This window comes from Streptomyces sp. NPDC003016 (assembly GCF_053591455.1).
This window is the reverse complement of sequence record NZ_JBSFTV010000041.1, coordinates 39,500-55,808: the sequence shown is the minus strand read 5'-3', so window position 1 is coordinate 55,808 and position 16,309 is coordinate 39,500. Positions and strand designations below refer to the sequence as shown.

Here is a 16,309-nt window from a genome sequence, read left to right as displayed (position 1 = left end):
GCTATGGCGACGGTGACCGCCCCTGTACCGCCGAGTACCACCGCGCCGATGGTCAGCCATGCTCGGCGTTTCATGCTCAGCGGTCTGTAGGCGTGTGACTTGCGCGGGCTCAAATCCCTTACCCCTCATGAGAGTTCACTTGCGGCTCACCTCTCGCGAAGATTGCCTGCTCTACCCAGCGAGCCCCGGCACGCAAACGTCACCCATACGGGTGGAGTTGTGGCGCAGATCACTGAGGGGCAGGTCGCTGAGGCGGTGAGGCGGTGAGGCGGTGAGGTGCTCAGGCGTGGTGGCGGGCGGCGGGGAAAGGTGAGCCCTGCCCCGGGCACTCCTCAGGGAGCGGCGGGGCAGGGAGCGCGTCCGGCTCCGCTACGGGGCCGGCGTCTCGCCGGTGTCGGGGGGCGTGGGGGGTGTGGGGGGTGCGGGGGGTGTGGGGGGTGCGGGAGGCATGGAGGGGTCGGAGGGGTCGGAGGGGGCGGTCATTGCGGTCGCCGCGGTGCGGATGGCGGGCAGGTCGGCGTAGAGGTTGCTGCCGGGGCACTCGGTCGGATAGCCGTCGCGGTGTCCGGAGATCCGGTTCATGACGACCTTCTGGCCCAGCTTGTACTTGCCGTTGTTGGCGCCGGCGGTCAGTGTCACGGTGCCGCTCGGGTCGTGCCCGTACAGGCCGAGCTTCCAGGCGGCGACCTTGGCGACGGATTCGCGGACGACGGGTGTGGTGGCCGCGGTGTTGTAGTTGCCGAGGACGGAGACGCTGCTCGTGTCGGTGTTGAAGCCGTAGGTGTGTGCGCCCTGGACGGGCTTGTCGATGCCGCCCGCGCGGCCCTCGAAGAGGGTGCCGCACTTGTCGACGACGAAGTGGTAGCCGATGTCGTTCCAGCCCTGGCTCTTCACGTGGTAGATGAAGAGGCCCCGGATGACCGAAGCGGACTCGGCGCAGGTGTAGTCGTTCGACCCGGCCGTGTGGTGGACGAAGACGGCCTCGGTGTCGCCCGTGTACGTCGGGGGGTTCGCCACCAGCGACTCGTCGGCGCCCCAGCCGGCCCGCGAGGTGATGGCCGGCTGCCCCGGTGCGGTGGGTGCCACGGTCGCGGTACGGGGGACGGGCGCCTCGGTGTCCCCGGGGTCGACCAGCTCGACGCGCAGGCCGTCCGGCAGGCGCCGCTTCGCGGACACGCGCAGCTGTACGCCGTCGGAGGGGCCGGTCCACAGCGGCTGGGTCCCGGCGCGCAGGCCGGGCCCGGCGTGCTCGGGCCCGCTCTCCGGCGTACGCGCGTCCGTGTCGAGCGCGCGCCAGCCGGACCAGGCTCCCGTGCGGCTGTCCCGGGTGCGGACCTCGGCCGTACCGCCGAGCTCGGCGTACGGGTCGTCCCAGGTGAGGCCGACCAGACGGAACGCAGGGGTGGTGTGCCGCGGGAGCGTGCGCACGGCCGGGTCGCCGCCGGCCGGGACGGCGAGGGTGTGCAGGGTGCCGGACGGCTCGGCGGTCTCGGCGGCCACGAGGGCCGCGAGGGCCGCGGCGGTCCCGGCGGCCGTGGCGGGGACGGGCGGGGTCGCGAAGGCGGCGGGGCCTGCCAGGGCGAGCGGGCCGACGGCGAGGGACGATGCGGCGAGCAGTACGGCGGTGCGGCCGAACGCTTTCGACTTTCCTGCCGAAACCTCTTGGATTGTGGAAATGCCGGTTGATCGCGTGGAATTCATCGGTGGTGGCACGGGGCTCCATCTCTCGCTCGGCAGGCAACTCGGAACCGGGTGGTTATACACCGGGCGAGCGGTGCGTGCGAGCATGCGGAAGAAATAGGCTTATTCGAGTTGGCGGGACCGCCGCCTTCGGTCTCTGTACACGCCCACGGCCGGGTTCCGTGGTTTTCCACAGCAGTGGAATTCCACAGCGCGACGCGATGCGGTACGGCGCGACGCGGTACGGCGCGACGCGGTACGGCGTGGCTCACGCCGGCCGGGCGTCGGCACGCGGGTGGGGCCGGGGTGGCGCCGAGTGCTCCCGCGCCCCAGATGTCGCGCCCCGCAGGGGACGGGACCAGACTGGAAGGAGGCGGAGTTTCCCGGAACTTCCGCGTCGGATCCGCCGTGGAGGAGCCATGAGGTCGACCACGCGGAATGACACTCCTGTCGCGATCGAAGGCGGCGGAGTGGAGCTGCGTATGCAGGAGATCGGGGGCGACATGACGGTCGCTTTCGCACGGTTTCCCCAGGGCACGGACATGGGGCCGCTCGCCAAGGGCCTGCCCGGTGATCTGTGCCAGTGCCCGCACTGGGGTTACCTGTTCAAAGGCCGGTTGAAAATGCGGACCGGGGACGGCGAAGAGATTTACGAGGCGGGGCAGGCTTTCTACTGGGCGCCCGGTCACGTCCCCGAAGCGCTCGAGGACTGCGAATATCTGGACTTCTCGCCGACGGAGGAGTTCAACGAGGTGATCGACCACCTCAAGTCGCAGATGTGAGTCCGTGAATCGTCCGGATCGCGTCCGTGAGCACGGGCGCGGGGGGTTTCGCCCGGTGTTGTGGTCCCCGCCGGAGAGGTTCGCCGACCGGTTCGAGCCGGGCCGGGCGCGGGAACTGTGACGTTTCCGTGGCTCCGGGCGCAGTGCAAGAGGGGGGCATGGGCACGGTGACCAGTGCCGAGTCGGCACGAAGAGGGACGTGTGGTCAGGGGCGGGGAGCGGCGTCGTACACAGGAGTGCGACGCGGAGTTGGGCGCTGCCGTCGAGCGGGCCCAGCAGGGGGACGAGGACGGGTTCGCGGTGGCTTACCGCCTCGTGCACCCGGGGTTGCTCGGATACGTACGGGGGTTGGTCGGGGAGGACGCCGAGGACGTGACCTCCGAGGCATGGCTGGAGATCGCACGCGATCTGGGGCGGTTCCGCGGCGACGGGGCGGGATTCCGCGGCTGGACGGCGACGATCGCCCGCCACCGCGCACTTGATCACTTGCGCAGGCTGAAGCGAAGGCCGCGTACGTCGCTGCTGGAACAGGACGTACTGGAGCTGCCCGCCGGCCAGGACACCGCCGACGACGCGCTCGAAGCGCTGTCGACCGGGCGGGCGCTGGAGATGATCGCCACGCTGCCGCGCGAGCAGGCGGAGGCGGTGCTGCTGCGGGTGGTCGTCGGGCTCGACGGGCCGGCGGCGGCCCGGGTGCTGGGCAAGCGCAGCGGATCCGTGCGGACGTCCGCGTACCGCGGGCTGAAGCGGCTGGCCGAGCAGCTGGCGTCGGACGGCGGCCGGGCGGGCGCTGTGACGTCTGCGGCGCCGCGCACGCTGAAGGATGAGACATGAGACGGGTATGGGAACAGGCGAGGGCCCGGCGGCGGGCCGAGACTGCCGAGACCGGGACCGGGGACCGGGAAGCGGCGCGCGAGGAGCCGGCCACGCCGGAGGTCGAGGCGCTGCTGGCCGCCGTACGCCGTCCCGCGCCTCGCCGTGGTGAGGAGAGCGCGCAGGCGGCGCTCGCCGCGTACCGGGAGGCGCGCGACTCCGGCGTGCACGCCCTCCCGGGGCGCTGGTGGCGGGCGCGTGGGCGTGACGACTGGCGGCCGTCTCGGCGGCGGCGCGGTGCGCTGCCGGTCAGGGCGGCGTTCGCCTCGGCCGCGGCGACGGTGACGCTGGGCGGGATGGCGCTGGCGGCCGGCACGGGGGCGATCCCGGGGCCGTTCGGAACCGGCGGCAGCGGCGGCAGCGCTTCGGGCGGCGGGGCCGGCACAGGAACGGCGGGGACCTACAGCAACGCGCCGACGGTGCCCGGCACGGAGCGGGGGAGTGCGGGGGACACGGCGGGAGGCGCGGCGCGCCGCCCTTCGGCCGACGTCACCCGCCCGGCGACCGCGCGCCCGCCCCGGGCCCGGGGCGACGTGGAGTACTGCGCCGCGTACCTGGCGTCCGACGGGCGGGGGACAGCCTCCCGTCACGGTGAGCCTTCCGAGCTGCCGACGGCGGCCGCCGCGGCCGCCGGACAGTCGGTGGAGGCGTACTGCGAAGACGTGCTGAAGGCCGGAAAGCGGCCGGGGCCGGGGCCGGAACCGGCGGGCAAGAGCTCCCCGAATGCTTCGAAGGCACTGAAGCCTTCGAAGGCGCCGAAATCACCGAAACCGACGAAATCACCGAAATCGACGAAGCCGTCGAAGCCGACTAAGGCGGCTGAGGTGCCGAGGACGACGGAACCCCCGGCGCAGCCGACCGGCGGCGCCCCAGGCCGCGCAAAGCCTGCGAAACCTGCACATTCAGGAAAGCCCGCGAAGCCCGGAAATCCCGGAAATCCCGCGAAGCCCGAAAAACCAGTGAAGCCCGAGGGCAAGCCCAAGTCCAAGCCCAAGTCCAAGCCCAAGCCCAAGGGCGAGGGCAAGGGCGGCGACGGCCGCCGGAGCGGAAACGTCGCCCAGCGCACCGACGGGAACGGACCCCGCAAGCAGTGAGCGGGGGTCCGGTGGGCGGCCCGGCGGGGGCCGGTGAGCGGCGCCCGTGTGCGGCCGGCCGCCCCGGGACCCGAGGCCCGGGAAGACAGAGTGGAGCCGCCGCCGGTCCTGGAAGGACGACCGGGGCCGCCACCCCCCACAGGAGAGGCCCCGGTCGCCGTCCGCGGACCGTGCGGCGGCCCGTACTTCTCTCAGCGCCATGTATGCGTTTTCTGTCACACCGCTCTCTGTCAGCGCCTCGTCGCACGGTGTGCAGGTCGTGGACGCGACCCCGTGCGACGTCGTAGCGTGCTGACTCGCGCGGGGCTGCGCGGCAGCGGTGACCAGCCGCGACTCGGGACAGGTTGAGGGAGTGCTGGGGGACGACGCGGAGCTGACCGCCGCGGTGCTCGCGGCACAGGACGGGGACGAGGACGCCTTCCGGACTGTGTACCGCGCCGTGCACCCGCGGCTGTTGGGCTACATACGGACGCTGGTGGGCGACCCGGAGGCCGAGGACGTCGCCTCCGAGTCGTGGCTCCAGATAGCCCGCGACCTCGACAGGTTCAGCGGAGACGCCGACCGGTTCAGGGGCTGGGCGGCGCGCATAGCGCGCAACCGTGCCCTCGACCACATCCGGATGCGCGGCAGGCGCCCCGCCATCGGCGGCGACGAGAGTGAACTCGCCACGAAGCCCGGCGCCTGCGACACCGCCGACGAGGCGATGGAGGCCCTTGCCACCGGCGACGCTCTCGCCCTCATCGCCCAGCTCCCCCAGGACCAGGCCGAGGCCGTCGTCCTGCGCGTGGTCGTCGGGCTCGACGCGAAGAGCGCGGCCCAGACCCTGGGCAAGCGCCCCGGCGCGGTACGGACCGCCGCACACCGCGGGCTGAAGCGGCTGGCCGAACTGCTGAACGCCGGGGACGGAGGCAGCGACGACGGCGGCAGCGAGGGCAGCGGTGGCGGCGACGAGGACCGTGAAGGCGGCAGCGGTACGGTTGCGGGTCCGGTCGGCGTACGGCCGGAACTCGGCGCCGTACCGCCCCAGCGACGCCCGCGACCGGGCCGGGTGACGTCCGCCGGTGTGACGCATACGTGCGTGCGGACGCAGAAGGACATGTGATGGCCGACGAGCGGTACGAGTGGCTCGACAAGGGCGCGGCGGAGCGACTGCTGCGCGGAGAACCCGTCGGGCCCGTCGGCGACCACGCACGCGCCCAGGCCGAGCGCCTCTCCGCCGCCCTGGACGCGGTGGCCCGGGCCGGCGGTCCCGAGAGCGGTGAACTCCCGGGTGAGGCAGCTGCGTTGGCGGCGTTCCGCAAGGCCAGGGCGGCGTCCCCCGAAGTCTTCTCCACGGTACGCGGCGGCCGCAGGGCGCCCGCCCCCGTGCGCTGGGGGCGTCCCGTGCGCGTCGGGCTGGCCGGGGCGCTCGCCGGCGTCGCGCTCGGCGGCGTCGCGGTGGCGGCGGGCACCGGCGTACTGCCGGGCCCCTTCGGGCGTGACGCCGATCCGGCGCCCGCGTCCTCCGCGGCCGCGACACCGCACCCGGCCTCCCCCGGGACCGCCGACCGCGAACCGGGCGCCCCCGGCGAGCCCGCGCCGGGCGCCACCGGCACCCCTGGCGGCGCGGACGGGACGCCCGGCAGCGGGACCGGCGGCGCGGAGCGGGACGGCGACGGCGAGAGCGACGGGGAAAGCGGCGGTACGCACGACTCCTCTCCCGGACCGGACACCGGCACCCCCACCACCGGCCCGGGCTCGGCCGACGCCGACGCCGACGCCGACGCCGGCGCACCGGGAACAGGCGACAGCTCCGATCCCGCTTCCCGTCCCGGTTCCGGCGACTGGTACCGCAAGACGGCCAAGGCATGCCAGGACTACCGCACCGGCGACCTCGCCCCCGACCGCGAGCGGCGCCTGGAGGCGGCGGCCAAGGGTGCCGACCGGGTGGAGCGGTTCTGCGACCGCCTGCTGGAGGGCGCCGACGGAGCGGCCGGAGGTGAGGTCGCCGGTGCGGGCGGGACCGAAGGCAGGGACGGCGACGGCGTGGGCGAGGGCCGCGGCGACGGAGGTTCCGGCGGTGACACGAACGGCGGGACCGGCGGTGACACGAACGGCGGGACCGGCGGGAGCAGCGGGACCGGCGGTCGCAGCGTCGACGGCGGCCAAGGAGTCCGCGACGGAATCCGCCGCTCCGTGCCGCAGGTCTCCTTCACCCGGCCGGCGTCCCCGGCACTCGCCTCGTCCGTCACCGCAGCCTTCTCGTCAGAACTGCTCTGACCTGCGGATTTACGGACTCGCTCACAGTGGTGTGACGTTTTTCCGCCCCGTGACGCAGTAGAGAGTGAGCCGACTGGTCATCGGCAGCGCGACGAGCCGGGGTTCCCCCCGTACCTACGGCTCCGCGCAACAGGCGCGGGCGGGACACGTTCCCCCGGTCCCGCCCGCGCCCCTTCTTCTTTCCCCGCCGCTACCAGTAGACGACGACCTTGTCGCCGTTGCGGACCTGCGCGAACAGGCTCGCGATCTTCGCCTCGTCCCGGACGTTGACGCAGCCGTGCGAGGCGCCGCTGTAGCCGCGGGCCGCGAAGTCCGACGAGTAGTGGACGGCCTGACCGCCGCTGAAGAACAGGGCGTACGGCATGGGGCTGTCGTACAGCGTCGAGACGTGGTGCCGGGACTTCCAGTACACCTCGAACGTCCCCTCACGGGTGGGCGTGTACTGCGAGCCGAACCGCACGTCCATCACGGAGACGGCCCGCCCCTCGACCATCCAGGACAGGGTCCGGCCGGTCTTGCTGATGCACAGGACCCGGCCCTTCAGGCAGCGCGGGTCGGGCTTCGCGACCGGTTCGGCGGTCGGCGGGTGCAGCTCGGCGCGCGTCGGTTCCCTGGTCATCCCGAGGAGCCTGTCCCAGGTGACGGTGTCGGTCGTGCCCGTGCGGGGCAGGCCGCGCTTGTCCTGGAAGGACGAGACGGCAGCGGCGGTGACCGGGCCGTAGTGGCCGGTGGGGGCGCGGTTGAAGTGGGCGATCTGGCGGAGCCTGGCCTGGAGTTCGCGCACCTGGCCGCCTTCGGACCCGCTCGCCATGAGGGTCTTGGGCGCCGTCGGCTCCGCTTCCGGCCGGGGCCCGGGTGTTCCGGCCCCGGCCTCGGAGGCCGTCGGCCCGGCGGCCGGTTCCGTCGGCTTCGCCGGCGTCGGCTCCGGCTCCGGTGTCGTCGGCTCCGTCGGCGTCGTGTCGGGCGAAGGCTTCGCCGAAGGCGCGTCGGCGGCCTCGAACGCGGGAGCCGCCGACTTCGGCGCCCCGCCGGCCGCCCCTCCGCTCGCCGCCGCCGGACCCGCTCCCCTCCCGTTCGTCTGCGCCGTGCATCCCGCCGTCACCACTACGACGGCGGTCGCCGCCAGTGCCACCGCTCTGCGCACGGCCCTGGTGTTCCGCTGCTTCTCGTCCATCCCCGCCCCCCGGGCATCTCGTATGTCCCCAGGGAGTGTTTCCCGGTCTGCCCGGTTGCGAAAGCCCCCGCATCATGGAAGCAGCGACGCGGAGCGACGTTGTGAGCAAGGTCCCAGCCTGCGGCTCTCCACCCGCCGCACGCCCACCGCTACAGTCCGTCGCGAGGGTCGGTTCATTACCAGCCAGTACGTTCAGCGGGAGGCACAGCAGATGGCGCGCGAGTCGGAGTCGGGACTGCCTATTGAGCCGGTGTACGGACCGGACGCCCTGGAAGGCTGGGACCCCCGTGAGAAGCTGGGCGAGCCCGGTGCGTACCCCTTCACGCGCGGTGTGTACCCCTCGATGTACACGGGCCGCCCGTGGACCATGCGCCAGTACGCGGGCTTCGGCACGGCCACCGAGTCCAACGCCCGCTACAAGCAGCTGATCGCCAACGGCACGATGGGCCTGTCGGTCGCCTTCGACCTGCCGACCCAGATGGGCCACGACTCCGACGCGGCGATCGCGAGCGGCGAGGTCGGCAAGGTCGGGGTGGCGATCGACTCGATCGACGACATGCGGGTCCTGTTCGGCGGCATCCCGCTGGACAAGGTCTCGACGTCGATGACGATCAACGCGCCCGCCGCGCTCCTCCTCCTGATGTACCAGCTGGTGGGCGAGGAGCAGGGCGTACCGGCCGGCAAGCTGACCGGCACGATCCAGAACGACGTCCTCAAGGAGTACATCGCGCGCGGGACCTACATCTTCCCGCCCAAGCCGTCCCTGCGCCTGATCGCGGACATCTTCAAGTACTGCAAGGCCGAGATCCCGAAGTGGAACACGATCTCGATCTCCGGCTACCACATGGCGGAGGCCGGTGCCTCGCCCGCGCAGGAGATCGCGTTCACACTCGCCGACGGCATCGAGTACGTCCGCACCGCCGTCGCGGCCGGCATGGACGTCGACGACTTCGCGCCCCGCCTCTCCTTCTTCTTCGTCTCCCGCACCACCATCCTCGAAGAGGTCGCCAAGTTCCGCGCCGCGCGCCGCGTCTGGGCGAAGGTCATGCGCGACGAGTTCGGCGCGAAGAACCCCAAGTCGCTGATGCTGCGCTTCCACACGCAGACGGCGGGCGTGCAGCTCACCGCGCAGCAGCCCGAGGTCAACCTGGTGCGCGTCGCCGTCCAGGGCCTGGCCGCCGTCCTCGGCGGAACGCAGTCCCTGCACACCAACTCCTTCGACGAGGCGATCGCCCTCCCCACCGACAAGTCCGCCCGCCTGGCCCTGCGCACGCAGCAGGTCCTCGCGTACGAGACGGACGTCACGGCCACCGTCGACCCCTTCGCCGGCTCGTACGTCATCGAGAAGATGACGGACGAGGTCGAGGCCGCCGCCCTCGAACTGATGGCGAAGGTCGAGGACATGGGCGGCGCGGTCAGCGCGATCGAGCGCGGCTTCCAGAAGAACGAGATCGAGCGCAGCGCGTACCGCATCGCGCTGGAGACGGACAGCGGTGAGCGCGTCGTGGTCGGCGTGAACCGTTTCCAGCTGGAGGAGGAGGAGCCGTACGAGCCGCTGCGCGTCGACCCCGCGATCGAGGCCCAGCAGGCGGAGCGGCTGGCGAAGCTGCGCGCGGAGCGCGACCAGGCGGCGGTGGACGCGGCGCTGGTGGAGCTGAAGAAGGCGGCGGAGGGCACGGACAACGTCCTGTACCCGATGAAGGACGCGCTGCGGGCCCGGGCGACGGTGGGGGAGGTCTGCAACGCGCTGCGGGAGGTGTGGGGGGCGTACGTCCCCACCGACGCGTTCTGAGCGCGTCGGATCGCCGGCCCCCGGACGGGTGATCGGGGGCGGAGTGCCGGCGCCCCCGGTTACTCTCGGTGGAGAGTGATCCCGACAAGGAGGATGCCGTGGCTGTCATGCAACACGAGCTGACGTTGGGCGAAGCCGCCGACCTGCTCTCCCGTGCACTGCCCGGGCACCGCGTGGAGATTCTCCAGGGGAGGCTCATCGTGACACCGCCGCCGGACGGTTCGCACGCACTGTCGTTGACCTGGCTGGTCGTGGCGTTCGACCGTGCCGGGGCGAGGCAGGCCGGACTCAGGTACGTCCAGGGCATCGGCCTGTGGCTGCCCGGCCTGCCCGACGACTACGCGATCCCCGACTTCTCCGTGGTCGACGAGGACTTCCGGGACGCGCTCGTCCAGAAGAACTGCTACGCCCCGAACGTCTTCCGCCTCGTCGTCGAAGTGACCTCCTCGAACTGGACCGACGACCTCGGGACCAAGGTCGAGAGCTACGCCGAGGCCGGGGTCCCCGTCTACGTAGTGGCCGACCGCAAGCACGGCGAAGTGCTGCTCTACAGCGACCCGGTGAACGGCAAGTACCCGGCGCCGCAGCGGTACGAGCGGGGGTCCTCGGTCCCCGTCCCCGCCTGCGTCGGCGTCACCCTCGAACTGCCCGTGGACACCCTCCTCGACGGCGACTGACCGCCTCCGAAATGCCCGGCCGAGTGTCGTACTCCTGTGCCACACTCGGCCCATGCTGGGTGTCACCGACCTTCCGACCTACCTCGCCGGGCTCGTGCTGGCCATTCTGCTGCCGGGGCCGAATTCGCTGTACGTGCTGTCCGTCGCCGCCCGGCGCGGAGTGCGGAAGGGGTACGCGGCGACCGCCGGGGTGTTCTGCGGGGACTCGGTGCTCATGACGCTGTCCGCCGCCGGGGTCGCCTCGCTGCTCCAGACGAACGCGCTGCTGTTCGGGATCGTGAAGTACCTGGGCGCGGGCTATCTGACCTGGCTGGCGATCGGGATGATCCGCGCGTCCTGGTCGATGTGGCGCTCCCGCCACGAGCGCACGGACGACGCCGGGGCCGCGGCCGTCGACGCGGCTCCGACCACCGAGCGCCCCTTCCGCCGGGCCCTCGCGATCAGCCTGCTCAACCCGAAGACGATCCTCTTCTCCGTCTCCTTCTTCGTGCAGTTCGTCGACCCGGCGTACGCCCACCCCGCGCTCTCGTTCGTCCTGCTGGGTGCCCTCGCCCAGCTCGCGAGCGTGCTCTACCTCTCCGCCCTGATCTTCGGCGGCACCCACCTGGCCGCCGCCTTCCGCCGCCGCAGGCGCCTGTCGGCGGGTGCCACCTCGGCGGCGGGGCTCCTGTTCCTGGGCTTCGCGGCGAAACTGTCGCTCAGCAGCGTCTGACCGACGCGGAGCCCTACGCTGGGCGCCATGTCGATCCAGGTGCCGATGAGCGACGTGCTGCGTTCCGTGGTGGGTACGCCCGCCGAGGCCACCGTTCTGGAGAGCAGTCCGCGCTCGCGGGTGTGGCGGGTCGATCTGCGCGGGGGCGACCGGGTGATCGTCAAGCAGATCGCCGACGTGGGCGGGCCGGGGTCCGGGGCCGGGTCGCGGTCCGGGACCGGGTCGGGGCCCGGTGCGAGGTCCGCGGGCGACGAGGACGCGCGGTACGCCCGTGAGGTCGCCGCACTGCGGCTTGCCGCACGGGCCGCCCGGCCCGCCGTCGCGCCCGCGCTGCTCGCGGTCGACCCGGCGGCCCGCGTGATGGTTCTGGAGTACCTGGACGATCTGGGCGCCGTCGACGACTGGATGCCGGGGTACGCCGAGTCCTTGGCCCGGCTGCACGCGCTCACCGGCCCGGCCGACACCGGCGCCCTCCCGGCCTGGTCCGGGCCGACCGAAGCCGACGCCGACTCCTTCCTCGCTCTGGCGCGGGCACTCGACGTACCGGTGCCGCCCGGGCTCCCGCACGAACTCGCGGACCTGATCGACCGCCTGGACCCCGCCCCCCACCACGCCCTCCTCCACGGAGACCCCTGCCCCGGCAACGACCTGCGCACCGCGGACGGCCTGCGCTTCGTCGACTTCGAACAGGCGTCGCTGGGCAACGGCCTCGTCGAACTGGCCTACTTCCGGATCGGCTTCCCGACCTGCTGGTGCGCCCTGTCGGTGACCGGTACCCCGCTCACGGAAGTCGAGGACGTCTACCGGTCCACCTGGCGCGGCATCACCGGCACGGACGTCCCCGGCGACCTCGCCGACGCCTGTGCCGGCTGGCTGATCCGCGGTGACGCCCTCGTCCAGCGCGCCGAGCGCCAGTCCGCCGACCACCTCGCACGGATTCCCACCGAGGACTTCGACTGGGGTCACGTCTCCGCCCGCGAACGCCTGGTCCACCGGCTGGGCGTGGTCGCCGGCCTCACCCGGGCCCACGACCACCTGCACGCGCTCGGCCGGCTCAGCGACACCCTGGCCACCCGGCTCCTGCACCGCTGGCCGGCCCTTCGCCCGCTGCCCGCGCACGGCGAGCGGCCCTGGCACTGAGGCTCCGCCGGCTTCCGCCGCGTACACCCGGCCGGGCGCCGCCCGTCAGGGCCCGGCCGAGCGCGGCGAGCAATTTGCCGTGCGGACAAGGGGAGTTCACCCGGGAGTCGTGCTGGATTCCTAGGGTGACGCGGACCCGCGACCTGTCAGCGGGGCGGAAAGACCTTGGAGCATCATGACGAAGGCCCGCAACCGATGGCCGAGACCGCGCGACGGGGAGAACCCCGCCGCCGCGCCGGACGGCCACGCGTCACCCCATGCGCCGCCCGTGGGGATCACCCCGACCGGACTGGACGAGTGCCTGCGCGCGTGCGCCGTGCACAGCGGCAAGCTGGTCGCCGGGCTCGACCGCAGGCGCACGGAACTCGCCGAGAGACTGCGGCAGCTGCTCGCCGTGCAGGCCATGGCGCAGGCCCCGGCGCCGACGCCGTCCGCCTCCGGTGCCACCGCCCTGATCCGGCGCGCCGCCAAAGGCACGGCCGGCCCCGCCGACACGCTGGGCGCCGAGCTGCTCGACGCGTTGCTCGCCGTCGGCAGCAAGGCGCTGGAGTGCGGTTACGACGACGAGCTGAGGCTGGCCCTGCTCATCAGCGACACCGTCCTGACCCTGCGCAGGAACTCCCGGGCCGGCTGGCGGCTGCGCGCCCGCACGCTGGAGGCCGTCGGGGACGAGGCCGCCACCGTCGAGGCGTACGAGCGCTACCTCGCGCTGACGGACGACGACGGCTTCGGGGTGGCCCCCAAGATCGCCGGAATGCGGGAGGGCGGGCGGCGGCAGGACGAGCTGCTGCGGCTGCTGGAGCGCCAGTGCCCCGGGGCCGCGGCGTACTCCGCCGGACCGGCCACCGACGTCTGGGCCGAGGGTCTCGCGCTGCACGCGCGCGGCAGCCGGGAGGAGGCCGAACCGCGCCTGGTCGGCGCACTGCTCGCGATGGAGCACGACGGCAGCCCGGTGCAGGACATCCAGGCGGCCGTGAGCCAGTACCTCGACCTGCGGATCGCCGCGAACGGCGGTGGGGCGGCGGAACTGAGCGAGCTGATCACGCTCTACGCCGAGCAGCGCCGGAACCGGATGCGCGGGCCGGTCGCCGACCCCACCTTCGGCGGTGTCGACTGGATCACCCTGGGCGAGTTCCGCAACCAGATCGCGGGCAGGTCCATCTGCCTGATAGCCAACTCCCAGCGGGTCGGGCGCGGTTCGCTGGGAGCGGAGATCGACGCGTACGACCTCGTCGTGCGCTTCAACTCGTACAGGATCGACGCGGCCGCGACCGGCAGCCGCACCGACATCCACGCGACCATCCACAAGCACGGCTTCAACTGGGACCGGCCCGTGACGACCAGGCTCGTCTTCGGCGGGGTGTCCGGCGACTGGAAGCACTCGCTGCGCAACCGGCTCGTGCCGGGCGCCCAGAAGTACCTCGGCGACGAATCGCTGCGCTGGCCGCTGCGCAACGTCGGCAGGGTCGGCACGGACGTGTGGTCGTCCATCCCCACCAGCGGCTTCAACATGCTGTGGCTGCTGGACTTCCTCGACGTCAGCCCGACGCTCGACCTCATCGGCTTCGACTTCTACGAGAGCGGTGCCTACCGCCTCCAGGAGGCGATGCGGATGCCCATCACCTCCGTGCACGAATACACCAGCGAAAAGGCGTGGGTCATGGAACGTGCCCAGAGCGTCAGCGACATGAGGATCTCCCTGCGATGACATCCCCCGCCCCCGCCCCCGCCCCCGCCCCCGCCCCCGCACCCGCCTCCGCCCTCACCGGCAAGCGCCGCATCGCCTTCGCCAGTTTCGTCGACGAGAACTACCTGCCCGGCTTCCTCGCACTGCTGCGCAGCCTCGCCCTGTCCAATCCCGGCCTGTGCGAGGATTTCATCGTCCTGCACGACGACCTGAAGCCCTCCTCCGTCGCCCGCATCCACGCCCTGCACCCGCGCATCGAGCTGCGCCGCGTCGACGCCGCCCGCTACGACACGTACGCCAAGGGCGACCAGGACAACTACCTGGTCCGCAAGGCGTACTTCATCCTCGACGTCTTCCGCATCCGCGACTACGACACCGTGATCACCCTGGACACCGACATGGTGGTCCTCGGCGACCTGGGCGAGCTGCTGAAGCTGCGCGAAGGGCTGGCCGCCGTACCGCAGTTCTTCTACGGGCAGCACAAGCTCAACAGCGGTCTGCTCGTCATCCAGCGCGCATACCTCAGCGACGAGTTCTGCGCGCGCATCGACGCCACCGGCCGCAGCGGCGCGTACGAGCTCGACAAGCACGACCAGGGCATCCTCAACGCCGTGCTCGACGGGGACTTCGTCCAGCTCGACGCCCGCTACAACTTCGTCAAGCGGCGGCTGTCCGGCGACCTCCCGGTACCCGACGACACCGCGATCCTGCACTTCACCGGGCGGCACAAGCCCTGGCAGGGCGGCGAGGCGGGGTACGGGAAGGCGGAGGAGCGCTGGCGCGAGTTCGAGCTGTCCGACGCGCAGTTCCACGCCGCCTTCCTGGCGCAGGGCAAGGGCATGCACCACGACCTGCTCGTCCACTTCGGCACCCCGCACGTCCGGCGCACCGGGGACGTGGAGAGCGCCCGCAAGGTCGCCGCCGCCCACATCGCGGCGGGCGAGTACCAGGAAGCGGTGGACCTGCTCGGGCGCGTCCGCATCCCACTGGACTCGGCCTGGCCGCACGAGGTGCTGGGCCACGCCCTGATGAGCGTGTCCCGTTACGACGAGGCCCGGGCGCAGCTGCTGCTGGCCACGGCCGCCCCGAACCGGGCCGCCACCGCCTTCGGGCGGCTCGCCCAGATCGCCTGGATCCACGGCGACGACGACGCGGCGCAGCAGTACGCGCTGGACGGGCTCAGGGTCGACCCGGCCCACCGGGCGAGCCGGCTGATGCAGCGGCGTACCCGGAACCCGCAAGCTCCGCGGGAGGGGGTGGCGGCCGAGCAGATCGCGCACGTCGCCTTCTACATGGAGCGCCAGGGCAACGCGGGCGACAAGCTGCTGCCCGAGAGCGTACGGCTGGCCTTCGACGCCGACCCCGGCCCCCGCCGCTGGCACTCCGTCCACGCCCACCGGCTCTTCGACGAGGCCGCCCTGGAGCGCGTCAACGCCCGGCGCGGACTGGTCGTCGGCGGCGGCGGACTGTTCATCCCGGACACCGCGCCCAACGGCAACAGCGCCTGGCAGTGGAACGTCCCCGACGCGCTGCTGAACCGGATCGACGTCCCCGTCATGGTGTACGCCGTCGGCTTCAACGCCTTCGACGGCCAGTCCTACCGGGCCGGGCGCTTCAACACCGCCCTGCGCACCCTCGTCGAGCGCGCCTCCTTCTTCGGCCTCCGCAACCACGGCTCGATCGAGAAGGTGCGCGCGCTGCTCCCCGCCGGGCTGCACGACAAGGTGCGCTTCCAGCCCTGCCCGACGACCGTCACCCGGCAGCTCGTCGACGGCTGGACCGACCCGCCGCACCGCGAGGACACGATCCTCGTCAACGCGGCGTACGACAGGGCCGGCCTGCGCTTCGGGCACGACTACGGCCACTTCCTCGCCGAGATGGCGAAGGCCGTGCGCGCGCTCGGCGCCCACGCCGGGGTGAAGTGCGTGGCGCACTCGCTCGACGACGAGAAGATCGCCTTCGACCTGCGGCGCGAGCACGGCATCTCGCTGCCCGTGATCCCGATGTACGACTTCGGCAACGACGCGATCAGGGACACGTACGCCCGCACCAAGCTGGTGATCGGGATGCGCGGCCACGCGGGGATGATCCCGTTCGGCTGCGGTACGCCGATCATCAGCCTGATCTCGCACCCCAAGATGGCGTACTTCCTGTCCGACATCGACCGGCCCGAGTGGGGCATCTCCGTACACGACAAGAACCTCGGGGCGGTCCTCACCGAGCGGGCGCTGGGCCTGCTCGACGACCATGCCGCGTCGGTGGCCGACGTGCACGGACGGCAGCAGGAGCTGTGGAAGGTGACCGAGGCGAACGCCGCGGACCTGCGGGTGATCCTGGGGCGCCGCCCGGCTCTCTGAGGACGCACGGAAGGGGGTGGGCCACTGACCGGTGGCCCACCCCCTTCGCCGTCGGCCGGTCGGCCGGTCAGCCGTCAGCCGT

Annotated in this window: 13 protein-coding genes; 11 read left to right on the top strand and 2 right to left on the bottom strand. The window is 72.5% G+C overall.

All coding sequences use genetic code 11. From position 1 onward, the window contains the following. Positions 1-369 precede the first annotated feature (369 nt). Positions 370-1,713, bottom strand: coding sequence for a peptidoglycan recognition protein family protein (locus tag ACWDZ4_RS28815; RefSeq protein ID WP_451511319.1), 1,344 nt, complete (start codon positions 1,711-1,713; stop codon positions 370-372). A gap of 386 nt (positions 1,714-2,099) precedes the next feature. Between ACWDZ4_RS28815 and ACWDZ4_RS28810 the strand changes: the two genes are divergently transcribed. The 5 genes from ACWDZ4_RS28810 to ACWDZ4_RS28790 all read left to right on the top strand — a co-directional run bounded on the left by ACWDZ4_RS28810 (position 2,100) and on the right by ACWDZ4_RS28790 (position 6,688). After that, complete coding sequence (locus tag ACWDZ4_RS28810; RefSeq protein WP_451511318.1) at positions 2,100-2,462, top strand: hypothetical protein; 363 nt, start codon at positions 2,100-2,102, stop codon at positions 2,460-2,462. A 201-nt stretch (positions 2,463-2,663) separates the two neighbouring features. Then, on the top strand, positions 2,664-3,296 hold the full coding sequence (locus tag ACWDZ4_RS28805) for an RNA polymerase sigma factor (RefSeq protein ID WP_451511317.1): 633 nt from the start codon (positions 2,664-2,666) through the stop codon (positions 3,294-3,296). Further along, entirely contained in the window at positions 3,293-4,429 is a 1,137-nt protein-coding gene (locus tag ACWDZ4_RS28800) for a hypothetical protein (RefSeq protein WP_451511316.1), read from the top strand. The genes ACWDZ4_RS28805 and ACWDZ4_RS28800 overlap by 4 nt, the downstream gene beginning before the upstream one ends. Positions 4,430-4,781: 352 nt before the next feature. After that, positions 4,782-5,531 (top strand): RNA polymerase sigma factor, encoded by a 750-nt coding sequence (locus ACWDZ4_RS28795; protein ID WP_451511315.1) that lies wholly within the window; start codon positions 4,782-4,784, stop codon positions 5,529-5,531. After that, positions 5,531-6,688 (top strand): hypothetical protein, encoded by a 1,158-nt coding sequence (locus tag ACWDZ4_RS28790; RefSeq protein WP_451511314.1) that lies wholly within the window; start codon positions 5,531-5,533, stop codon positions 6,686-6,688. The genes ACWDZ4_RS28795 and ACWDZ4_RS28790 overlap by 1 nt, the downstream gene beginning before the upstream one ends. Positions 6,689-6,878: 190 nt before the next feature. Here the strand turns inward: ACWDZ4_RS28790 and ACWDZ4_RS28785 are convergent, their stop codons facing one another. Then, positions 6,879-7,862: a L,D-transpeptidase family protein gene (locus ACWDZ4_RS28785; protein WP_451511313.1), complete on the bottom strand. Its 984-nt coding sequence runs from the start codon at positions 7,860-7,862 to the stop codon at positions 6,879-6,881. Between the two features lie 211 nt (positions 7,863-8,073). Between ACWDZ4_RS28785 and ACWDZ4_RS28780 the strand changes: the two genes are divergently transcribed. The 6 genes from ACWDZ4_RS28780 to ACWDZ4_RS28755 all read left to right on the top strand — a co-directional run bounded on the left by ACWDZ4_RS28780 (position 8,074) and on the right by ACWDZ4_RS28755 (position 16,227). Then, entirely contained in the window at positions 8,074-9,654 is a 1,581-nt protein-coding gene (locus tag ACWDZ4_RS28780; protein ID WP_451511312.1) for an acyl-CoA mutase large subunit family protein, read from the top strand. Positions 9,655-9,752: 98 nt separating this feature from the next. Next, positions 9,753-10,331 carry a Uma2 family endonuclease gene (locus ACWDZ4_RS28775; protein ID WP_451511311.1) on the top strand — a complete coding sequence of 193 codons (579 nt, stop codon included), beginning with the start codon at positions 9,753-9,755 and terminating at the stop codon, positions 10,329-10,331. A gap of 52 nt (positions 10,332-10,383) precedes the next feature. Beyond that, the gene (gene leuE, locus ACWDZ4_RS28770) at positions 10,384-11,043 is read left to right on the top strand and encodes a leucine efflux protein LeuE (RefSeq protein ID WP_451511310.1); all 660 of its coding nucleotides are present in this window, start codon (positions 10,384-10,386) and stop codon (positions 11,041-11,043) included. A gap of 27 nt (positions 11,044-11,070) precedes the next feature. After that, positions 11,071-12,183: a phosphotransferase family protein gene (locus tag ACWDZ4_RS28765; protein WP_451511309.1), complete on the top strand. Its 1,113-nt coding sequence runs from the start codon at positions 11,071-11,073 to the stop codon at positions 12,181-12,183. 175 nt (positions 12,184-12,358) lie between these two features. Next, positions 12,359-13,891 (top strand): hypothetical protein, encoded by a 1,533-nt coding sequence (locus ACWDZ4_RS28760; RefSeq protein WP_451511308.1) that lies wholly within the window; start codon positions 12,359-12,361, stop codon positions 13,889-13,891. Further along, complete coding sequence (locus tag ACWDZ4_RS28755) at positions 13,888-16,227, top strand: glycosyltransferase (protein WP_451511307.1); 2,340 nt, start codon at positions 13,888-13,890, stop codon at positions 16,225-16,227. Before ACWDZ4_RS28760 ends, ACWDZ4_RS28755 begins: the two co-directional genes overlap by 4 nt. Positions 16,228-16,309: the final 82 nt, after the last annotated feature.